15 protein-coding genes are annotated in these 17647 nt (G+C 56.1%); 5 read left to right on the forward strand and 10 right to left on the reverse strand.

What is annotated here, in order from left to right; genetic code table 11:
- Positions 1–16: 16 nt before the first annotated feature.
- The gene (recG, locus tag M0Q23_01135) at positions 17–2101 is read right to left on the reverse strand and encodes an ATP-dependent DNA helicase RecG (protein ID MCK9527253.1); all 2085 of its coding nucleotides are present in this window, start codon (positions 2099–2101) and stop codon (positions 17–19) included.
- Positions 2102–2295: 194 nt separating this feature from the next.
- On the opposite strand from recG, the gene purM reads away from it, so the two are divergent.
- From purM to rpmB, 4 genes are all read left to right on the forward strand, one after another.
- Entirely contained in the window at positions 2296–3342 is a 1047-nt protein-coding gene (gene purM / locus M0Q23_01140; protein MCK9527254.1) for a phosphoribosylformylglycinamidine cyclo-ligase, read from the forward strand.
- Between the two features lie 4 nt (positions 3343–3346).
- Complete coding sequence (purN, locus tag M0Q23_01145; GenBank protein MCK9527255.1) at positions 3347–4012, forward strand: phosphoribosylglycinamide formyltransferase; 666 nt, start codon at positions 3347–3349, stop codon at positions 4010–4012.
- Positions 4013–4061: 49 nt separating this feature from the next.
- Positions 4062–5540 carry a hypothetical protein gene (locus M0Q23_01150; GenBank protein MCK9527256.1) on the forward strand — a complete coding sequence of 493 codons (1479 nt, stop codon included), beginning with the start codon at positions 4062–4064 and terminating at the stop codon, positions 5538–5540.
- A gap of 193 nt (positions 5541–5733) precedes the next feature.
- Complete coding sequence (gene rpmB, locus M0Q23_01155; GenBank protein MCK9527257.1) at positions 5734–5934, forward strand: 50S ribosomal protein L28; 201 nt, start codon at positions 5734–5736, stop codon at positions 5932–5934.
- Positions 5935–5951: 17 nt separating this feature from the next.
- On the opposite strand, the gene M0Q23_01160 is transcribed toward rpmB, so the two are convergent.
- A complete protein-coding gene (locus tag M0Q23_01160) occupies positions 5952–6182 on the reverse strand; it encodes a DUF4911 domain-containing protein (protein ID MCK9527258.1) in 231 nt (76 codons plus the stop codon).
- Positions 6183–6778: 596 nt separating this feature from the next.
- Here M0Q23_01160 and recJ point away from each other — a divergent pair.
- The gene (gene recJ, locus M0Q23_01165; GenBank protein ID MCK9527259.1) at positions 6779–8500 is read left to right on the forward strand and encodes a single-stranded-DNA-specific exonuclease RecJ; all 1722 of its coding nucleotides are present in this window, start codon (positions 6779–6781) and stop codon (positions 8498–8500) included.
- On the opposite strand, the gene M0Q23_01170 is transcribed toward recJ, so the two are convergent.
- The 8 genes from M0Q23_01170 to hflK all read right to left on the reverse strand — a co-directional run bounded on the left by M0Q23_01170 (position 8497) and on the right by hflK (position 17546).
- Positions 8497–9300: an ABC transporter ATP-binding protein gene (locus tag M0Q23_01170; protein MCK9527260.1), complete on the reverse strand. Its 804-nt coding sequence runs from the start codon at positions 9298–9300 to the stop codon at positions 8497–8499. The genes recJ and M0Q23_01170 overlap by 4 nt on opposite strands.
- A gap of 30 nt (positions 9301–9330) precedes the next feature.
- A complete protein-coding gene (locus tag M0Q23_01175) occupies positions 9331–10416 on the reverse strand; it encodes a branched-chain amino acid ABC transporter permease (protein MCK9527261.1) in 1086 nt (361 codons plus the stop codon).
- Positions 10417–10428: 12 nt separating this feature from the next.
- Entirely contained in the window at positions 10429–11307 is an 879-nt protein-coding gene (locus M0Q23_01180; GenBank protein ID MCK9527262.1) for a branched-chain amino acid ABC transporter permease, read from the reverse strand.
- 33 nt (positions 11308–11340) lie between these two features.
- On the reverse strand, positions 11341–13260 hold the full coding sequence (locus tag M0Q23_01185; protein MCK9527263.1) for an AMP-binding protein: 1920 nt from the start codon (positions 13258–13260) through the stop codon (positions 11341–11343).
- A gap of 83 nt (positions 13261–13343) precedes the next feature.
- Positions 13344–14171: an ABC transporter ATP-binding protein gene (locus tag M0Q23_01190; protein ID MCK9527264.1), complete on the reverse strand. Its 828-nt coding sequence runs from the start codon at positions 14169–14171 to the stop codon at positions 13344–13346.
- Positions 14168–15370 (reverse strand): ABC transporter substrate-binding protein, encoded by a 1203-nt coding sequence (locus M0Q23_01195; GenBank protein ID MCK9527265.1) that lies wholly within the window; start codon positions 15368–15370, stop codon positions 14168–14170. Before M0Q23_01195 ends, M0Q23_01190 begins: the two co-directional genes overlap by 4 nt.
- Before the next feature lie 290 nt (positions 15371–15660).
- The gene (gene hflC, locus M0Q23_01200; protein MCK9527266.1) at positions 15661–16509 is read right to left on the reverse strand and encodes a protease modulator HflC; all 849 of its coding nucleotides are present in this window, start codon (positions 16507–16509) and stop codon (positions 15661–15663) included.
- Complete coding sequence (hflK, locus tag M0Q23_01205) at positions 16506–17546, reverse strand: FtsH protease activity modulator HflK (GenBank protein MCK9527267.1); 1041 nt, start codon at positions 17544–17546, stop codon at positions 16506–16508. The genes hflC and hflK overlap by 4 nt, the downstream gene beginning before the upstream one ends.
- Positions 17547–17647: the final 101 nt, after the last annotated feature.

Raw genomic sequence — 17647 nt, forward strand, 5'->3', positions numbered from 1 at the left:
GTAGTGTAAGAACGATTCACGCCCCGACGGCCCGATAAAGCCCGTCACCCCATCGCCTGACAACCTCTTCCATGACGGCGTCATATTCCGCATCGTTCCGGGCTCGCTTCCCGAAAGCGAAGGCCATCGCCTCATCCCGGGCTTCTTCAAGAATATCTCCATCCCGGAGAATGTCGGCTATTCTGAAATCGGGAAACCCCGATTGACGTACTCCCATCAATTCGCCGGGACCCCGCAGACGGAGGTCCGCTTCGGCGATTTCAAAACCGTCAGCGGTCTTCTCCATCACTTTCAAACGCCGTCGTGCCTCCGGTGTCGTTTCCTCACGGGCCACAAGCAGGCAGAAGGACGGTCGATCACTCCGCCCCACCCTTCCCCGCAGTTGGTGAAGCTGGGCAAGTCCGAAGCGTTCCGCCTGTTCGACCATCATGACCGTTGCCGTGGGAATGTCGATCCCCACCTCGATGACCGTGGTGGCCACCAGGACATGAAGGGCGCCCCGGCGGAACTCTTCCATGACCCCATCCTTGTCCTCCCGCCTCATGCGGCCATGGACAAGTCCCACCTTCCGGTTCGGGAAGATGTCCTTTTGAATACGTTCGGCCATGGTCGTGGCATCCTTCAGGTCAAGGGCTTCCGATTCGGACACCAGCGGGTATACGATGAACACCCGGCCTCCCCGGTCCATTTCCCGACGCATCAGGTTCCAGGCCGCGTCCATCGCGTCTTCGGACAGAACCATAGTGGTTACGTGCTGTTTCATCGGTGGCATACCGTCTATAACGGACAGGTCGAGATCGCCGTAGGCGGTCATGGCGAGCGTCCGGGGAATCGGCGTGGCGGTCATAACCAGGATGTCGGGGCACAACCCCTTGTTTCTCATCATCTCCCGTTGCAGCACGCCGAACCGGTGCTGCTCATCCACAACGGCAACGCCCAGGCTCCTGAATCGCACCTCTTCCTGGATCAGGGCGTGGGTTCCCATAACCATGTGGACCGATCCGTTTCCGATACCCTCCAGCGCTTCCCGACGGCGCGCCCCCTTCAGGGAGCCTGTCAGGAGAACCGCCTTCAGGCCCAGGCGCTCAGCCCAGGCGCCCATGACCCGGTAATGCTGTTCCGCCAGGATTTCCGTCGGTGCCATGATGGCCGACTGAAAACCGTTATCACAGGCAACCAGCATGGGAACCATGGAGACGACTGTTTTACCGCTTCCCACGTCACCCTGGAGAAGCCGGTGCATGGGAATGGAACGGTCCATGTCCGAAAGGATTTCTTCTATGACTTTCTTTTGAGCTTTCGTCAACTCAAAAGGGAGAAGCCCGTAAAATTTCTTCAACAGCATCCCGTCGGTTCTGAAACTTCTTCCCGCCTCGAGGAGATACCGCCGCTTCCTGAAGGCCATGGCAAGCTCATAGAAGAACAGCTCATCAAAAATCAGTCTCCGGTGAGCTTCCGAGCGAAACCTGTTATACTCATCCGGATCGTCTTCATTATCAGGAAAATGGACACGCCGCAGCGCCTCCTCCATGGGAATGAGACCTCTGCGCCGGCAGACAGAAGCCGGAATCGGACTCGCGAGGCATCCCGGCGGATCCCTGAGCAGGGTCATCATGAGGCGGCGAATGAGTTTCTGTCGCAGCCCCTCTGTTTCCGAATAGACGGGAACGATCCTTTTGCTGTGCAGGAAGTCGGGCTCACCCATGTCCGGTCCACGGTTCTCGTCGACAGGTTCGAACTCGGGGTGTGCCATGCTTTTCGTCCGCCCGACTTCCTGAATAACACCGGTCAGAAAGAAGTGCCGATCTTTCTGAAAGACGCGGTGCACGTGAGCCGTTGCGCCGCGGAACCACAGGCCTGTGACGGTACCGCTGCCGTCATCGAAGGTTACCTCGCAGATTCCCCGGTAGCGGAATCCTTTTCGTACGACCTTGCTTACGGCGGCACAGACTGTTACTTTTTCTCCCGGCAGGACCTGCGACAGAGGGACCACCCGCCGGCGATCCTCGTAGCGCCGGGGGAGAAACCTGAGGAAGTCCTCGATGGTGGATATTCCCTTTTTCCCCAGAAGCGACGCGGTCTTGGGCCCTACACCCTTCAATGACCCTATGCTCGAATTCCTGCTCCCCTGCCGCACCGGGCAACGCCTCAAAACAATGTTATTTCATGAACTAAGAATCGCGAAATATTAACAGAAACAGTTCGTTTTGACAAGGAAAGAATTGACTTTGACTGCCTGTTGAGCTAGCTTCTGAATTACAAAACCGATCTTCCATGATGAAGGGATGACCGTCAATGTCAAAGAAAGCCGTCTCCTACCGTGACGCGGGAGTGGATATCGACCGCGCGAACTCCTTTGTAGAATCAATCAAACCCCTCGTGGGCGCCACGACCCGACAGGGAGTTCTGGGTACCATCGGGGGCTTCGGGGGATTGTTTCACCTCGACCGTGAGATGTACCGGAACCCGCTTTTGGTAGCTACGACGGACGGTGTCGGAACGAAGCTCATGATTGCCCATGCCATGGACCGTCACGACACCGTAGGAATCGACCTGGTGGCGATGAATGTCAACGACCTCATCGTCCAGGGGGCGGAACCGCTCTTTTTCCTCGATTACATTGCCACGGGCAAGCTCGACCCTCACCGGTGCCGGCTCGTGGTGGAAGGTATATCCAAGGGATGCGTCGAGGCGGGCTGCGCGCTTCTGGGAGGAGAAACCGCCGAAATGCCCCAATTCTATCGTGAGGATGAGTACGATCTTGCCGGGTTCTGTGTCGGTGTCGTGGAACGGGAAAGCATCATTGACGGATCCGGCATCAGCCTGGGTGACCGGATCATCGGGCTTCCCTCGAGCGGACTGCACAGCAACGGTTACTCCCTGGCCCGCAGGGTATTTTTTCAAAAGAAAAAATTGAAACACACCGATATCATTGACGGACTCCGGGGAACCCTCGGTGACGAACTGCTTCGTCCCACACGAATATATGTAAAGACCGTTCTCAGCCTGATAAAAAACGTCTCTGTCAAGGGCATCGTGCATATTACGGGTGGAGGCTTTTACGAGAACGTCCCCCGCATTCTTCACCCCGCTCTTAAGGCCCGCATCGAGAAAAAACAGTGGGAACGACCGGCCGTCTTTGAGATCATGCAAGCCATGGGGAACATCAAAGAAGCTGAAATGTATCGAGTCTTCAACATGGGCATCGGTATGATGCTCATCGTCGGAGAGGAAGACGCCGACGACGCGCTTGACCATCTCACCTCCATGGGAGAAACCGCAACCGTCATCGGGTCCATTGAACACAAGAGCGACGATGAGGCCCCGGTGCTCGTAGTGTGAGCCCATGAAGAAGAAGCTCGTCACAGGAGTCCTGGTATCAGGCAGCGGCTCAAACCTTCAGTCCATCATCGACGGCATCGATGCGGGCATCCTGGACGCCACGATCGGCATCGTGGTAAGTAACGTGGCTGACGCCTACGCTCTCGAGCGCGCGGCGAAACACGGAATCAGAACCGCCGTTATCGACCATCGGGTCTACGAAAACAGGGTCTCCTTCGAAGAGGCACTCATCCGGAAACTCAGATCAGCCTCGGTTGAGCTGGTGGTCATGGCGGGATTTATGAGGATTCTTTCGGGTCATTTTCTTTCGGCCTTTCACCGGAAGATCATGAACATACACCCCGCCCTTCTTCCCTCCTTTCAGGGGACCCATGCCCAGCAGCGGGCATTCGAATACGGAGTGCAGTTTGCGGGGTGCACCGTTCACTTCGCCGATGACGGCGTCGACACGGGACCCATTATCATACAGTCCGTCGTTCCCGTCCTGCCCGACGACACGCCCGAGACTCTTCAGGAGCGGATATTACGTGAGGAGCACCGTATTTATCCGCAAGCCATCCAGTTTTATGCCGAAGGACGTATCGAAGTGAGGGGGCGTAAGGTCATCATAAAAAACCGCCGGCCGCATCCTGTAACGTCCTTTCACAATCCTCCGCTGGAAGGCTTTTAACCATCGAGCCGCTGGAACGACGAATCGCCCGGAGAATCCCTGAAAAGCCATGTACGATATTATTGTTGTCGGTCGTGACATATCCTCCCTCGTGGCGGCTTCCCTGGCCGTTCACCGGGGAAGGAGGACGCTTCTCCTGGAAGAGGGAGGACCGGACCATGTCTTTTCACTTGCCGGAGGATACCTTTTTGACCGGGATCCCCTGCCCTGGTCGGGCCTCGACACCGACGGCGTGTTCGCCGCCTTTCTCGAGGACATGGGCATTGACTGTTTCCGGGACAGCGGGCGTGAACCCCTAATCCAGGCCGTTCTCAAGGACCGTTCCGTCGACTTGCCCTGTACCGTCGAAAATCGATGCCGCGAACTATCCCGTGATTTTTCAATCCCCGAAGACACAATCCGCTCCTGGTACGAAACACTGTACCGGAACAGCCGCTTCATCAGGGAAATGGTGCCGAAATACCTGGACCGAAAGAACGGCCTCCATGAAAGGGCCGGCAACCTGTTTCGTGAGCTGAAAGGGAGGGTCATTGGGAATTTCAAGGGCTTACAAGAGAATTTCAACTCCCCGGAGTGGCTGGAGCTCAAGGGCGTCCTGGAAGCCGAACGAGCTGTCTTTGCCCGTTATACAGATCCGGATGAAGGGCTTTCGTCCGACGGAGCTTCCTACGCTCTTTCTTCATCGCTGTCCGGAGGCTTCCGGCTTCCCCCGGGAGGAAAACAGTCTATCGTCAAGGCCCTGAAAGACACGATCGTGAGAGGAAGCGGAACGATCCTTTCCTGTGACACCGTCACCGAGATCCGGATCGGTACGAAGGTTACCGTAAAACTCGAACAGGGAGGTGAGACATCATCGCTTCCGGCAGGGCGGGTCATCGTCAGCACCAGATGGCGCGGGCTGCCTTCCTTCCTGGAAGGAAATCCACTGTTGTCACGCTGTTTAAAAAAGTTTTCTCCCCGGAAAAAAGAATGCTGGCCCTTTACAATGCACATGGGTGTCGGCGAACGATCCTTGCCTGAAATGATGGGCGAGCAGGTCATCCTATCTCTGAACGAATCTGAACGGCCCTGCCCGACACTGCCCTTCATCTATCTGAACCGCACCCTGTCAGGGGCCGGTGAGACCGCGCCGCCGGGCAAGACAGCTCTTGCGGCGACAATGATGGTTCTGAAGCCGTCACCGAGAACCGGGGACGACGAGCTGGCGGCATTGGCTTCTTGTATGCTCCAGGTTCTTCGGCGGCCTTTCCCGTTTCTTCCCGATGCCGTCGAGAGCTTCGATCTCGATACATCGATCGGGATTTCCAGGGCCGGGGGGGAGGACCGGGATTCCGGCTATCGGGCAAAGGGCCGAGCTTTCTTCGGCCTTCCCCTTCGAGACGGATCGACTCCCCTCGACACGGTCTTTCTGGCCGGTGGAGAGCTTGCACCGGTACTTGGTTTCGACGGCGATGTAGTGTCGGGGATCACCGCGGCTCGGGCCGCTCTGGGAGAGGACCGGTATGCATACTATCCCCGATCCGGGTAAGCACACTCTCCCGCCGTCCGGTGCGGACTTCCTGTTTTAGCTGCGGGTGGGCGCTTCGACAGTAAAAAAACAGATGGTGACCGGCGACGGAGCAGGAATGTCTTAAAAAAAACTTGCAAAAGAAATCCAAATCCTTTAAGAAAACAGCCCACGAACCATCACCTTGACTGGAACAAAGAGGAGAACCGGGAAGATGTCACGAGTATGCGATATATGCGGGAAAAAGCCGTCCGTCGGGAATAATGTGAGTCACGCAAACAACAAATCCAAGAGGACCTGGTATCCCAATATTCAGAAAATCAGGATCATCGACGACAAAACAGGAGCGCCGAAACGTTCAAAGGTCTGCACACGGTGCATACGATCGGGCTATGTGAAAAAAACGGTTCAGTAACCCTGGTCCCCCGTCCGTCATTCAACGGACGTTTCGATTTCCAGAGCGATTTCTTTTCCGAGCGCCCCGAGGACGGCTTCCGCTGATTCTACAAAGTCAGGTGCTATCTGCAGCCGCACCAGTCCCTTTTCCTCGTCAACGGTGGTAGCGTTGGCAATCCCCTCGTATCCCTCAAAAACATAGCGGATATAAGCGATATCTTTTTTCTGCACCCGCAGCAACCGCGAAACGGGTTCTGGTTGTGCCATCGGTCAGCCTCCACAGGATTCAAGGGTAACACCCATCTCTCCCGAAGATCAACCACGTTTTATGTTATGTCATTTCTCGGCCGCGAATCCGTCCCGTCAATCCCGAAAGTTGATGACTTCGTACACAAGGGTACCGGAGGCATACCTCCGGTACTATAGCCGGATGCTTGATTGCACCCTGGTCTTCGTCACTGCGTTGTACCTCACAGTACCTTCATCCCCCAGGGATGTGCGCGCCGTGCCTCGAAGATATTAATATTTTTTCAGAGGCTTTCGTGACCGATTACCGCCTTGACAGTGCTTCCCGCCTCGTTTATAGTCCAACACCATGCGAGGCGGACTGTACTCCTTCGAGACCGCTGTCCCGGTCTCACCATATCCCCGGCGTGCATACTCCCCCCGGTTTCAGAACAGGAGAGCTTTGGATTTTGTCATTTCGAGGAGCATGGCGACGAGAAATCCATGTCCCGAGCAAAGCGAGGGATCTTGTAGACTTCTCACATGCGTTCGAAGTGACAGGGAAACGTTCGAAGTGACGGGGAAGAGGTCGAAATGACACAATCGATAGTTTTTCAAGGTCTTAACAGGTAATCAACATGAAACACAGAGTCGAATGGAATATCCGCAAGAAAAACGCTATGAACGGCAGGCGTCTCATGGCGGAACTCGGTATGAGTCCCCTTCTGGCACACATTCTGTCGAACCGGAACATCCACACACCGGAAGAGGCAAAGAAGTTTCTCTTCCCCTCTCTCAAGGATCTCCATAATCCCTTTTTACTCACGGACATGCAGAAGGCCGTAGACAGGATTGCAGGGGCCGTAGAGAGGGACGAACCTATAATGATTTTCGGTGATTATGACGTTGACGGCCTTACTTCCACGGCCATCATGACCACCTTCCTCTCGAAACTGGACGCCAAGGTGTCCTGCTACATTCCCGACCGGATCGATGAAGGATACGGCCTTAACAGGAAAGCTGTGGAGACTATCCATCAGCAGGGATACCGCCTTGTCATCACTGTTGACTGCGGCATTTCCAATCATGAGGAAATCGCCCTTGCCTCCCGTCTCGGCATGGACACCATCGTCATCGACCACCATGAAGTCCCGGAGCGGCTCCCCCCGGCGACGGCCGTCATCAACCAGAACCGCAGGGACAATGAATTCCCCTTTCGCCACCTCGCCGGTGTCGGCGTGGCCTTCAACGTTCTTATCGCCCTGCGGGGAACCATGCGTACCAGGGGATTCTGGAAAAACCGATCCTACCCGAACCTCAAGAACTATCTCGATCTCGTCGCCCTGGGAACCATCGGAGACCTTGTCCCCCTTACAGATGAAAACAGGGTGCTGGCAAAGATAGGCCTGGCCGTCATGGAGGAGGGGAAAAGGCCCGGCATCAGGGCACTGAAGGCGGTGAGCAACATGGAAAACGCCGACATCGATTCTGAATCGGCCGCTTTCCGGCTGATCCCCCGGCTCAACGCCGCCGGTCGGGTCGGTACTCCCGAGGACGCCTTGAACCTTCTCATTTCCGATGATTATGACCATGCCCTGTCCATAGCGCGACGCCTGGACGTTCTGAACAGGGAACGGCAGGAGATCGACCGGAAAATATTTGCTGAAATACTTGAAGAAATCGAATCTAACCCGGTGCTTTCAAAGAGTAATTGTTTCGTTTTTTCATCCGACCAGTGGCATCCGGGTGTCATCGGTATCGTTGCCTCGCGGCTCGTAGAACGATTCTATCGCCCTTCCCTCCTTATAAGCCTGAAGGACGGCATCGGTCGCGGTTCGGGACGAAGCATCGCCGAGTTCAACCTCTATCAGGGACTGGAGTCGAAGTGCGCGCCTCTTCTCCGCGCCTTCGGCGGCCACCGGTACGCCGTGGGCATTTCCATAGATGAAACGAATATAAGTGAATTTACGCGTCTTCTGAGCGAGGCGGTCAGTGACCACGTGGGGGATGAACAGGTCATTCCCTCCGTCAACGTAGACGCCGAATGCCGCCTGAAGGACATCGACTACCAGCTGCTGTCACACCTGGAAATGCTCGCCCCCTTCGGAAATGAGAACCCGGAGCCTGTCCTCTGCGCCAGGAATCTCCTTGTCACCTCCTCCACTGTTGTGGGAACGAACCATCTTCGAATGACCCTGAGCGATGACGGTCTTGAGCGGGAATCTATCTGGTTCAACCAGGGGCAACGGTTCGGTTCTCTGGAGGGGTCGATGATGGACGCGGCCTTCACTCCCCAGGTAAACCGCTGGCGGGGCGGCGCCTCCATACAGCTCAAAATCGTAGACGCCGTCACTCTCTAAAGCCATCGCTTTCTTCGCTTGTATGACTTGACGTCCTTGTAGGACTTCTGGTCCCCCGAAGCCGCGAGACCCAGGTAGAATTCCTTGATGTCGGGGTTTTCCTTCAGATCCTCAGACCTGCCTTCCATGACGATCTTGCCGTTCTCCATTACGTAGCCGTAGTGGGCGATCTGAAGAGCCATGTTGGCGTTCTGCTCCACCAGGACGATAGTGGTCTGCTGCTCCCGGTTGATTCTCCGGATTATCTGAAAGATCTCACGTACTACCAGAGGCGCAAGACCCAGGGACGGTTCGTCGAGCAGGAGAAGGCGCGGGTGTGCCATGAGTGCCCTTCCCATGACCAGCATCTGGAGTTCGCCGCCGCTGCAGTAGCCCGCGAGGGCCTTCCTCCGCTCCGCCAGGACCGGGAAGTACTCGTAGATCATTTCCATGTCCTGCCTGTAGGGTTTGCCCCAGCGGGTCGCCGTTCCGACCCGGAGATTTTCTTCGATGGTCAGGTACTTGAAAGGCTGCCGCCCTTCGAGTACCTGTATGATGCCCATCCGCGTGATGTCTTCCGGTGAGAGGTTCTGAATACCCGTGCCGTCAAATTCAATGGATCCATCCGTAACTTCTCCGTTTTCCGGTTTCAAGAGTCCCGAAACGGCTTTCAGCGTGGTAGTTTTCCCCGCGCCGTTGCTGCCCAGGAGCGAAACGATGCGCCCTTCCGGGACCGACAGCGACACGCCCTTGAGAACCTGGATCACATCGGAGTAAACGACACTGATGTTGTTGATCTGGAGCAGTATGGTGTCTTTCATGTCCTGTTATCGCCTCATCGGTGAGCCCTTCTAGTATGAAAAAGGCCAGAGCCTGAAATTTGATTTCACTATCCGCCACAGTTCGGCCAGACCCCGGGGCTCGAATATGATGAACAGAACGATGGCCAGGCCGAAGGCCAGTTCCCTCAGGGGCGCGAGGGTCAGCTCGATGCCCGACATGAACGGCGTGTTCATGAGAAACTGGGTGATGAGTCTCAGGATTTCGTTGAGCATCACGATGAACGCGGCGCCGAAAATCGCGCCGGGAATGCTCCCCAGCCCTCCGATGATGATCATGGCAATGTATTCTACCGAGAGCATGAGCGTGAAGGGTTCCGCCGTGATGCTCACCATGTAGAAGGCCCAGAGGGCACCGGCAAATCCCGCGTAAAATGAACTGATGGCAAAAGAGAGCAGTTTGTACCGGAATATGGGTATTCCCATGCCCTCGGCTGCTCTGTCGTTGTCGCGTATGGCGATGAAGGCCCGACCGTAGCGGCTCCGCATGATGTTGACGGCTATGAACGTCATCAGAACGAGAGCAATGAAGGTAACGTAGAAATAGGCGATGTCGCCGTCGAGAAAGATTCCGAAAAGCGCCGGAAAAGGAAGCACGATACCCCGGACACCCTTCGTGACGCTTTCCCAGTGTACCAGAACGTACTCGATGATGAACTGGCCCGCCAGGGTGGCAATGGTGAGGTACAGGCCCTTCAGGCGCCCGGAGGGCAATCCGAATCCGATGCCCACGATGGCCGTCACGATACCTCCCGCGAGAACGCAGAGCAGAAAGGGCCAGCCGAAATCGGCGGCAAGAACGGCCGCCGTATAGGCGCCGACACCGAAAAACGCGCCGTGGCCAAGTGAAAGCTGCCCCGTGAATCCCACGAGGATGTTCAGTCCCAGGGCGGCGATGGACGTGATGGCGATTATGATCAGCAGATACAGAGTATACGACCCGCTCACGAAGGGAACCACCGCGAAAAGAATCACCAGTGCCGCCAGAAGGCAGAGGCGCCCGAAGTCGGTTTCAAAGATTGCGATTTCCTGCTCATAGCGGTCGTAGTAATTTCCACAAAGACTGAACCTGAGATTCCTTAACATTTTCATTATCATAGGTACTATCCTCTAGACCCTCTCGATTTCCACCAGGCCGAAGAGCCCGTAGGGTTTCACCATGAGAATGAAAATGAGGCAGATATAAGGAACCACGTCCCGCAAAGAAGGTGAAATGTAGCCCCCCGTAAACGTCTCAAGGAGACCGATAATGAGGGCTCCTATGATGGCCCCGCCGATGCTGTCGAGGCCTCCCAGGATAACAACGGGAAAGACCTTCAGGCCGATGGACGACAGGTCATGGACGTTGATGCCGCTGATGATGCCCAGGACAATGCCGCTCATGCCGGCTACGAGGGCGGCGATGGCCCATGACAGGGCGAAAACCCGTCTCACATGGACGCCGAGGGACATGGCGGCGGGCTGGTTGTCAGCCACGGAACGCATATAGATTCCCTGAGAAGAGAACTTGAAGAACAGACCGAAGACGGCCAGAAAAGTCAGCCCGATGACGATGGAGGCTACGTAGACCGGCGGTACTCTGACGGGGCCGAGGTTAACGGCGAGCCAGGCGGGGAGGAAATCGGGGTAGACGTACAGATTTCCTCCCCAGACGAGCAGTATCAGCCCCTTGAACATGGCCGCCAGTCCAACGGTGAGCATGATGACATATATGAGGGGTTCGCCGATAAGGGGCCTCAGGAAGAGACGCTCAATGATGAAACCCAGGATGAAACTCCCGGCGAGGGAAAGGACAAAGGCAACCGGAATGGGCAGGTGCGCCCAGGTTACAAGGGTCAGGAACAGGTACGCCCCCAGGGCAAGGATTTCGCCATGGGCGAAATTGAGAACCCGGGAAGCCTTGAAGATCATGACAAAGCCCATGGCGGCAAGCCCGTAGAGAAATCCGAGGCTGATCCCATTGATAAGCAGTTGCAGAAAAAATTCCATGACCTTCCCTCCACTGGGCGCCGGCCGGGCCGATCACCCGGAAATTATGCGCACCGTCGTTTCAATGGTCCCCGTTCGCCCGTCCCGGTAGCGGACCCGGCCCTTCACGGCAAGCTCGCTCAGGCCGCCGTACATGGCCTCTATGAGCTTCAGATAGAGTCCGTATACAAAGCGCCGACGCACCTTTCCCGTCCTGGTCAGTTCATCGTCATCGGCATCGAGAAGCTTGTAGAGCAGGATAAATTTTTGAATCCTCATGTGTTCCGGCAGGCGATCGTTGACAGACCGTACCTCTCCGAGGATAAGGTCCTCCACGGGTTTCTGCTGGGACAGGTCTGTATAGGTCGTGTAGGGTATCATGCGGTTCTCCGCCCAAGCTCCCACGTTTCCCATGTCTATGTTGATCAGTGCCGTTATGAAAGGCCGCCCCTCTCCGAAAATGACCGCCTCCTTGATGAAGGGCGAAAACTTGAGCCGGGTTTCGATGAAATCCGGAGAAAACACCCTTCCTTTCTTGTCCCGGATGATCTCATCGTTTCTCCCGATGATGACGAGGTGGCCCTCATCGGTGATGTATCCGGCGTCACCCGTCTTGAGCCAGCCCTGGGAAAATGACGCTTCCGTTGCCTCGTAATCGTTGAAGTATCCCCTGAAGACTGAGCCGGATGATACGAGAACTTCTCCATTATCCGATATCTGAACATACGTTCCGGGCAACGGCTTTCCAACGGTTTCAGCCCTCACCTCACCGTCGGGCTGAACCTGGAAAATACCGCCCGCCTCGGTCAGCCCGTAGCATTGTTTGAGGTTGAGGCCGATCGAGCGGAAAAAGCGAATAACGTCGGGGCTGATGGGGTGCCCCCCCGTGTAGGCGGTTTTCAGGCGTCCGCTCCCGAGCCGGTTCAGGAGGGGACGATACACGAGGAGCGACGAAAAAAAATTGAGGAGCCGCAGACGGACCGGCAGGCGTTCCCGTGCCTCCTCCCGATCGACCACCTGCTCACCTGTTTTCACGGCCCTGGAGAAGAGGGCACGGTTCAGGCGTCCTGAATCCTCGATTTTCACCCTGACGGTGGAAGCCAGATCCTCCCAGAAGCGTGACGAAGTAATGATGATGTCCGGACCCAGTTCCCTGAAATCATCCATGACCGTGTCGTGGGTTTCGGGGAAATTCATGGTCACCGCTCCGACCAGGGCGACACCCACTCCCCACATCTGGTCGACTATCCAGGGCGGCGGCGACATGGATAGCCAGTTCGAGTTGATGCCGATGGGAGATGCTTCGATCCATTTTCGCCCTATATCGGTAAAATTGGCGTGGGTTATCATGGCAAGCTTCGACAGGCCGGTGGTACCGGATGTCATGATCATGAGAGCGACGTCATCGGGATTCCCCCGGGCAACTTCTTCAGCGAAGAAGCGGGGAAACTGTGCTTCCATTTCCATTCCCAACGTAAGAACCTGTTTGAAGCTGATCAGCCATGATTCGTCCCCGTAGGAACTCATGCCCGTGGGATCCACGTAGATCACCTTTGCAACCTGGGGCAGCATGGCCCTGTTTTCAAGAAGTTTATCCGCCTGTTCCTGGTCCTGGACAACCACGATGCGGGCCTTGACCCGCTCCAGGGTCCGGGCTATTTCAATGCCGACGGCAGAGGTAAAAAGGTTCAGGCTCACACCGCCCAGGGCCTGGGCTCCCAGTTCACTGAAGAGCCACTCCGCGTGGTTGTCCATAACGATACCGAGGTGATCCCCCCTCTCGAATCCCAGGGCCTTCAATCCGTAAGCCACGTGCTTCACGTAGCGGGCATAGTCCTGCCAGGTAAAACTGTTCCAGATGCCGAGACTTTTTTCACGAATTGCGACGCACTCGGCAGAAAGAGTCTGAGCATGATGGAGCAACACCTGTGGAAGCGTCATAGTTCTCAACAGGTCAAGTTCTTCTGTTGCCATTCTCCTGATCATCGCTGTGCCTTTTCAGTGCGTCACGGTGTAATAAATGTTGGGCCGCGGCCGGTTCCGTTCCGGCAGAGTCCTTACTCCAGGTCAATTTTATCGCCGAGATAGGCCCGTATAACCTCGGTGTTTTCCTGTATCTCCTCGGGGCTTCCCTCGGCCAGCTTCCTGCCGAAATTAAGTGCCACCACCCGGTCGGACAAGGACATGACCACCGACATGTCATGCTCGACCAGTATCATAGTCTGCTTCCAGGACCGGCTCAGCTCGGCAAGAAACCGTACCATGTCCTCCTTCTCTTCCAGATTCATTCCCGCGAAGGGTTCGTCCAGGACCAGCAGCCTCGGTTCCAGAGCAAGGGCCCTTCCCAACTCGACCCGTTTCCTCAACCCGTAGGGAAGAGACCCCACCAACTGCTTTCTGATGGGTTGCATTTCGAGAAAATCGATAATTTCTTCCACAATTTCATGGTTCCTGATCTCTTCCCTACGGACGGAAGGCAGGAAAAGACAGGCACCCGCAAAACTGTAGCTGCCGTGGAGATGCCGGGCCATGAGCATGTTGGAAATGACAGACATGCCCGTAAAAAGCTCGATGTTCTGAAATGTCCTGCCGATACCCTTTTCAACGAGATGGTGCGAGGAATAGCCGGTCACATCCTCTCCGTTGAACCGGATTGTCCCTTTCTGGGGATGGTAGTATCCGGTGAGGCAGTTTAAAAGGCTCGTCTTCCCCGCTCCGTTCGGTCCTATGACCGCCAGCAGCTCTCCCGTGGAAAGTTCGAGAGAGACGTCGTTCAAGGCCATGACGCCGCCGAAGGAGAGGGAAAGATTTTCAACGGCCAGTTCCGCCGCGACCGTCCCGGCCTTTCCCTCAAATATGCGTGGCTGTCCCCGGAGCGACTTCATGGCTGCCGGATGATTTCCAGACTGTCTTTCCCGGGAACGAAGAAGGACGTCAGAGGGAGAAACGACCCGTCTTCGTTAACCTGAACGATGCGCGCCGTAAAGGATCCTTCATGATTGGTCGAAGAATAGCTCACGTCAGGCAACAGACCGCCGAAGGATTCCCCGTCAAAGGACTCCATGGCCGCGTTGATGCTTTCCCGCGTTATTGCTCCCGCCTGCTCGCCTGCCCGGATGAAGGCGCGTTCCATGATCATGGCCACGGCAACACCTTCCCAGTAGGAAGCGTCGAAAGACGTAACCGTCCCGTATCGTTCCCGGAGCTCCTCCATAAGGGCCATGCCCTCCGAGCCGTCTTCCGGGACACCGCCGGGGAACTGGATCCGCAGCCGGTCACGGATAAGGCCCTTGCCCATAGTGAAGAAGTCGGGATCCGTTGACGTCCAGGTACCGAAGAAGGGAGGGGTATAGCCCAGGCGGTCGGCGTCTCGAAGGGCTGTGATGATCGCCGCCGGCAGCATCTGGATGAACACATACTCGGCGCCGCTCCGCTTGAGTCGCAGGAGTTCCGTGGTCACGTCCACCGTCTGGGGAGGAAAGTCTTCTATGCTGACAATGTCGATGCCGGTCCGGGCGGCATATTCCCTGCTCGGTTCGTGGATCGATTTTCCGTAGGCGTTGTTATAGGTCAGAAGGCCGACCTTAGGGGCATCGGGGCCCGCATGGATCGCCTTGATGTAGTCGAGTATCGCGTAACAGTCAAGGCGGTAGCTTCCGAAGGGGAGATACATGTAATCAACGGGTTCTTCGAGGATTTCCCAACCCGTGGAATAGTTGATTGTGGGAATCTTGTAGCGCTGGATAATCGGTTTCGCCGCCATTCCCTCGCCGGCACCCCAAGTGGCGATCATGTCGACGTTGTCCCTGACGGCAAAGCGCCTGACGGCGGAGACGGATTCCTGTACTCGATACATGGAATCGACGAGGATCATCTCAATCTTCCGTCCATGAACACCTCCCTTTGTTTCATTGATATAATTGAAATAGTCCTGTTGACCCTTGGCGTGAAACTGCCCGAAGGTCGAAGCGGGTCCTGTCAGGTTGATCGCCGCTCCCACACGGATCGGATCCGACGCCGAAAGAGGGGCCACGCCCCCCAGGACCATCAGTATAACCATGACCGCCATCACTGATCGTTTCATGTTCCTTCCCTCCTGAATGGGCCCCTTAAAAAAAAGGGCCTGGTTGTCACGCGCTTGCCATGGCCCACAAAAAAAAGCCGCGGGAAGCGTTTCTTGGGGCTGCCCGCGGCTTATACGATGTCAGATTCTACAAGCCCGACCGGCAGACCTCCCCGTTAAAGCCGAAAAAGCCGAAAAAGATGAACGCCGTCGAGTTTGATTGGTTGTCCAGTATCATGGTGTGTACCGCCCTTACAGTATAGCGATGGTGGGTTCATACCCGATCACGCCTGTGTTTGTCAAGAAAAAACTTACCGCAGGTACCTGAAAAACGGCACGTCCGGTGTTACAATCAGCTTTGTCCGATCCTTCATGGTCTTCTTGTAGGCTTCAAGGCTTCTGAAGTAGGAGAAAAATGCCGGGTCCTGCAGATAGGCCTCCGCATAGATCCTGATCGCCTCGGCGTCACCTTCTCCCCGCAATGTTTCCGCTCTCCTGTAAGCTTCTGCAAGTATGACCGCTTTTTCCATGTCCGCCTGGGTGGTGATTTTCTTAGACTCCTCTTCCCCCTCGGACCTGTATTGTCGGGCTTCCCGTTCACGCTCGGCCCTCATGCGTTCGAACACATGCTTCTCGTTCTGTTCCGCCAGGTCGGCCCTCTTGATCCTGACGTCTACCACTTCTATGCCGTACACCTTGGCCCGCTCCGCCGCTATGCGGGTCACCCCCTCCATGACGGAGCTCCGGGTTGTCGACACGATATCCGATAGATCGTGCAATCCCAGCTCCACCCGAAGCTGGGCGTATACGATGTCGTCAAGGCGCGACCGCGCGCCCGTCTCGTTTCTCACCGATTTATAAAATATGAGCGGGTCTTCTATTCTCCATTTGGTGAAATTGTCCACAACCAGATTCTTCTTGTCCCGTGTCAGAACCTCCGTGGGGCTCGCGTCGTACTGAAGAATTCGACTTTCAAAATAGACCACTTCCTGCACGAAGGGAACCTTGAAATGAAGGCCCGGTCCATAGGAGTGAGGGCGGGGCCTGCCCAGCTGGATGACAATCGCCTGCTGCGTCTGGTCCACCGTGAAAAGGCCGAAGGAAAGGAAACCAGCCAGGAGAATGCCGACAATGGCGATAAGGGAGGCCTTCATGTTCATGGCACTTCCCCTTCCGGCGCCGGCGAGCCCGGGAAACCGGACTCCAGGGACAGGTGCGGCAGGAGATTGGCGCCGACGGCCCCCTCGAGGATGATCTTTTCCATGGATGGAAGAATCTCTTCCATCGTTTCTATGTACAGACGTTCCCGGGTCACTTCCGGCGCACTCGCGTACTGGGCGAGAATCTGTGTGAACCGGCTCGCTTCACCCCGGGCTCTGATGATGCGGGCCTCCTTGTAGCCGATGGCCTCGTTGACGATTTCAGAAGCCATGCCTTTAGCCCTCGGCAGGAGTTCGTTTCGGTACCCGTGGGCCTGGTTGATCATTCTCGCCCGGTCCTCCCGGGCGCTCGCCACGTCCCGGAAAGCCTCCATGACCATGACGGGCGGATGGACGTCCTGCAGTTCAACCGCCACGATCAGGATGCCCGACCGATACATGTCGAGAATATCCTGCAGGATCGTCATGGCGTCCTGCTGAATCCTGAACTTGCCTATCGTCAGGATGTCATCGATATCGTTGTCTCCCACGACCTGGCGCATGGCCGCCTCGGCCGCATCTTTTACCGTTTTATCCTGTTGGGTTACGTTGAAGAGGTAGTCCCCGGGATCCTTGATCCTGTACTGAACAATAAAGGTCAGGTCCACGATGTTCTCGGCCCGTGTCAGCATGAGGCTTTCACCGGGAATGCTCTGACCGGTCGGTCTGAAGCCGATTTCAATGCGGCGCACGGAGGTTACCGAGGGGGTAAGGACTGTTTCAATGGGCCGGGGAAGATGGTAGTGAGGACCCGGTGCCGTGATTCGGACGGCCTTGCCGAATCGCTTCACCTGGCCCACCTCGTCGGGTTTTACAAAGTACACGCCCGACAGAAGCCAGAGAACCACAAAAATCCCGGCAAGGTAAGGAACAAGTCCGTATTTCCCCAGACTGAAGGATCCGAAAGGAGTGGATTTCCTGATCTTTTCCAGCAGCTTTTTCAGATCCGACGACTGCCGTCCGCCCCAGGGATCATCTCCCTGATTCTTCCATGCCATAGGTGTCCCTCCCCGCTGTTTGTACCGTAGTATTGGTGTTGAAATCGAGATGTGTCCGACAAGCAGCGTCACAAGGAAGGCTTTGTTATCACGGGGCGAAA

The sequence above is a fragment of the Syntrophales bacterium genome (genome assembly GCA_023228425.1).
Lineage (GTDB): Bacteria > Desulfobacterota > Syntrophia > Syntrophales > UBA2210 > MLS-D.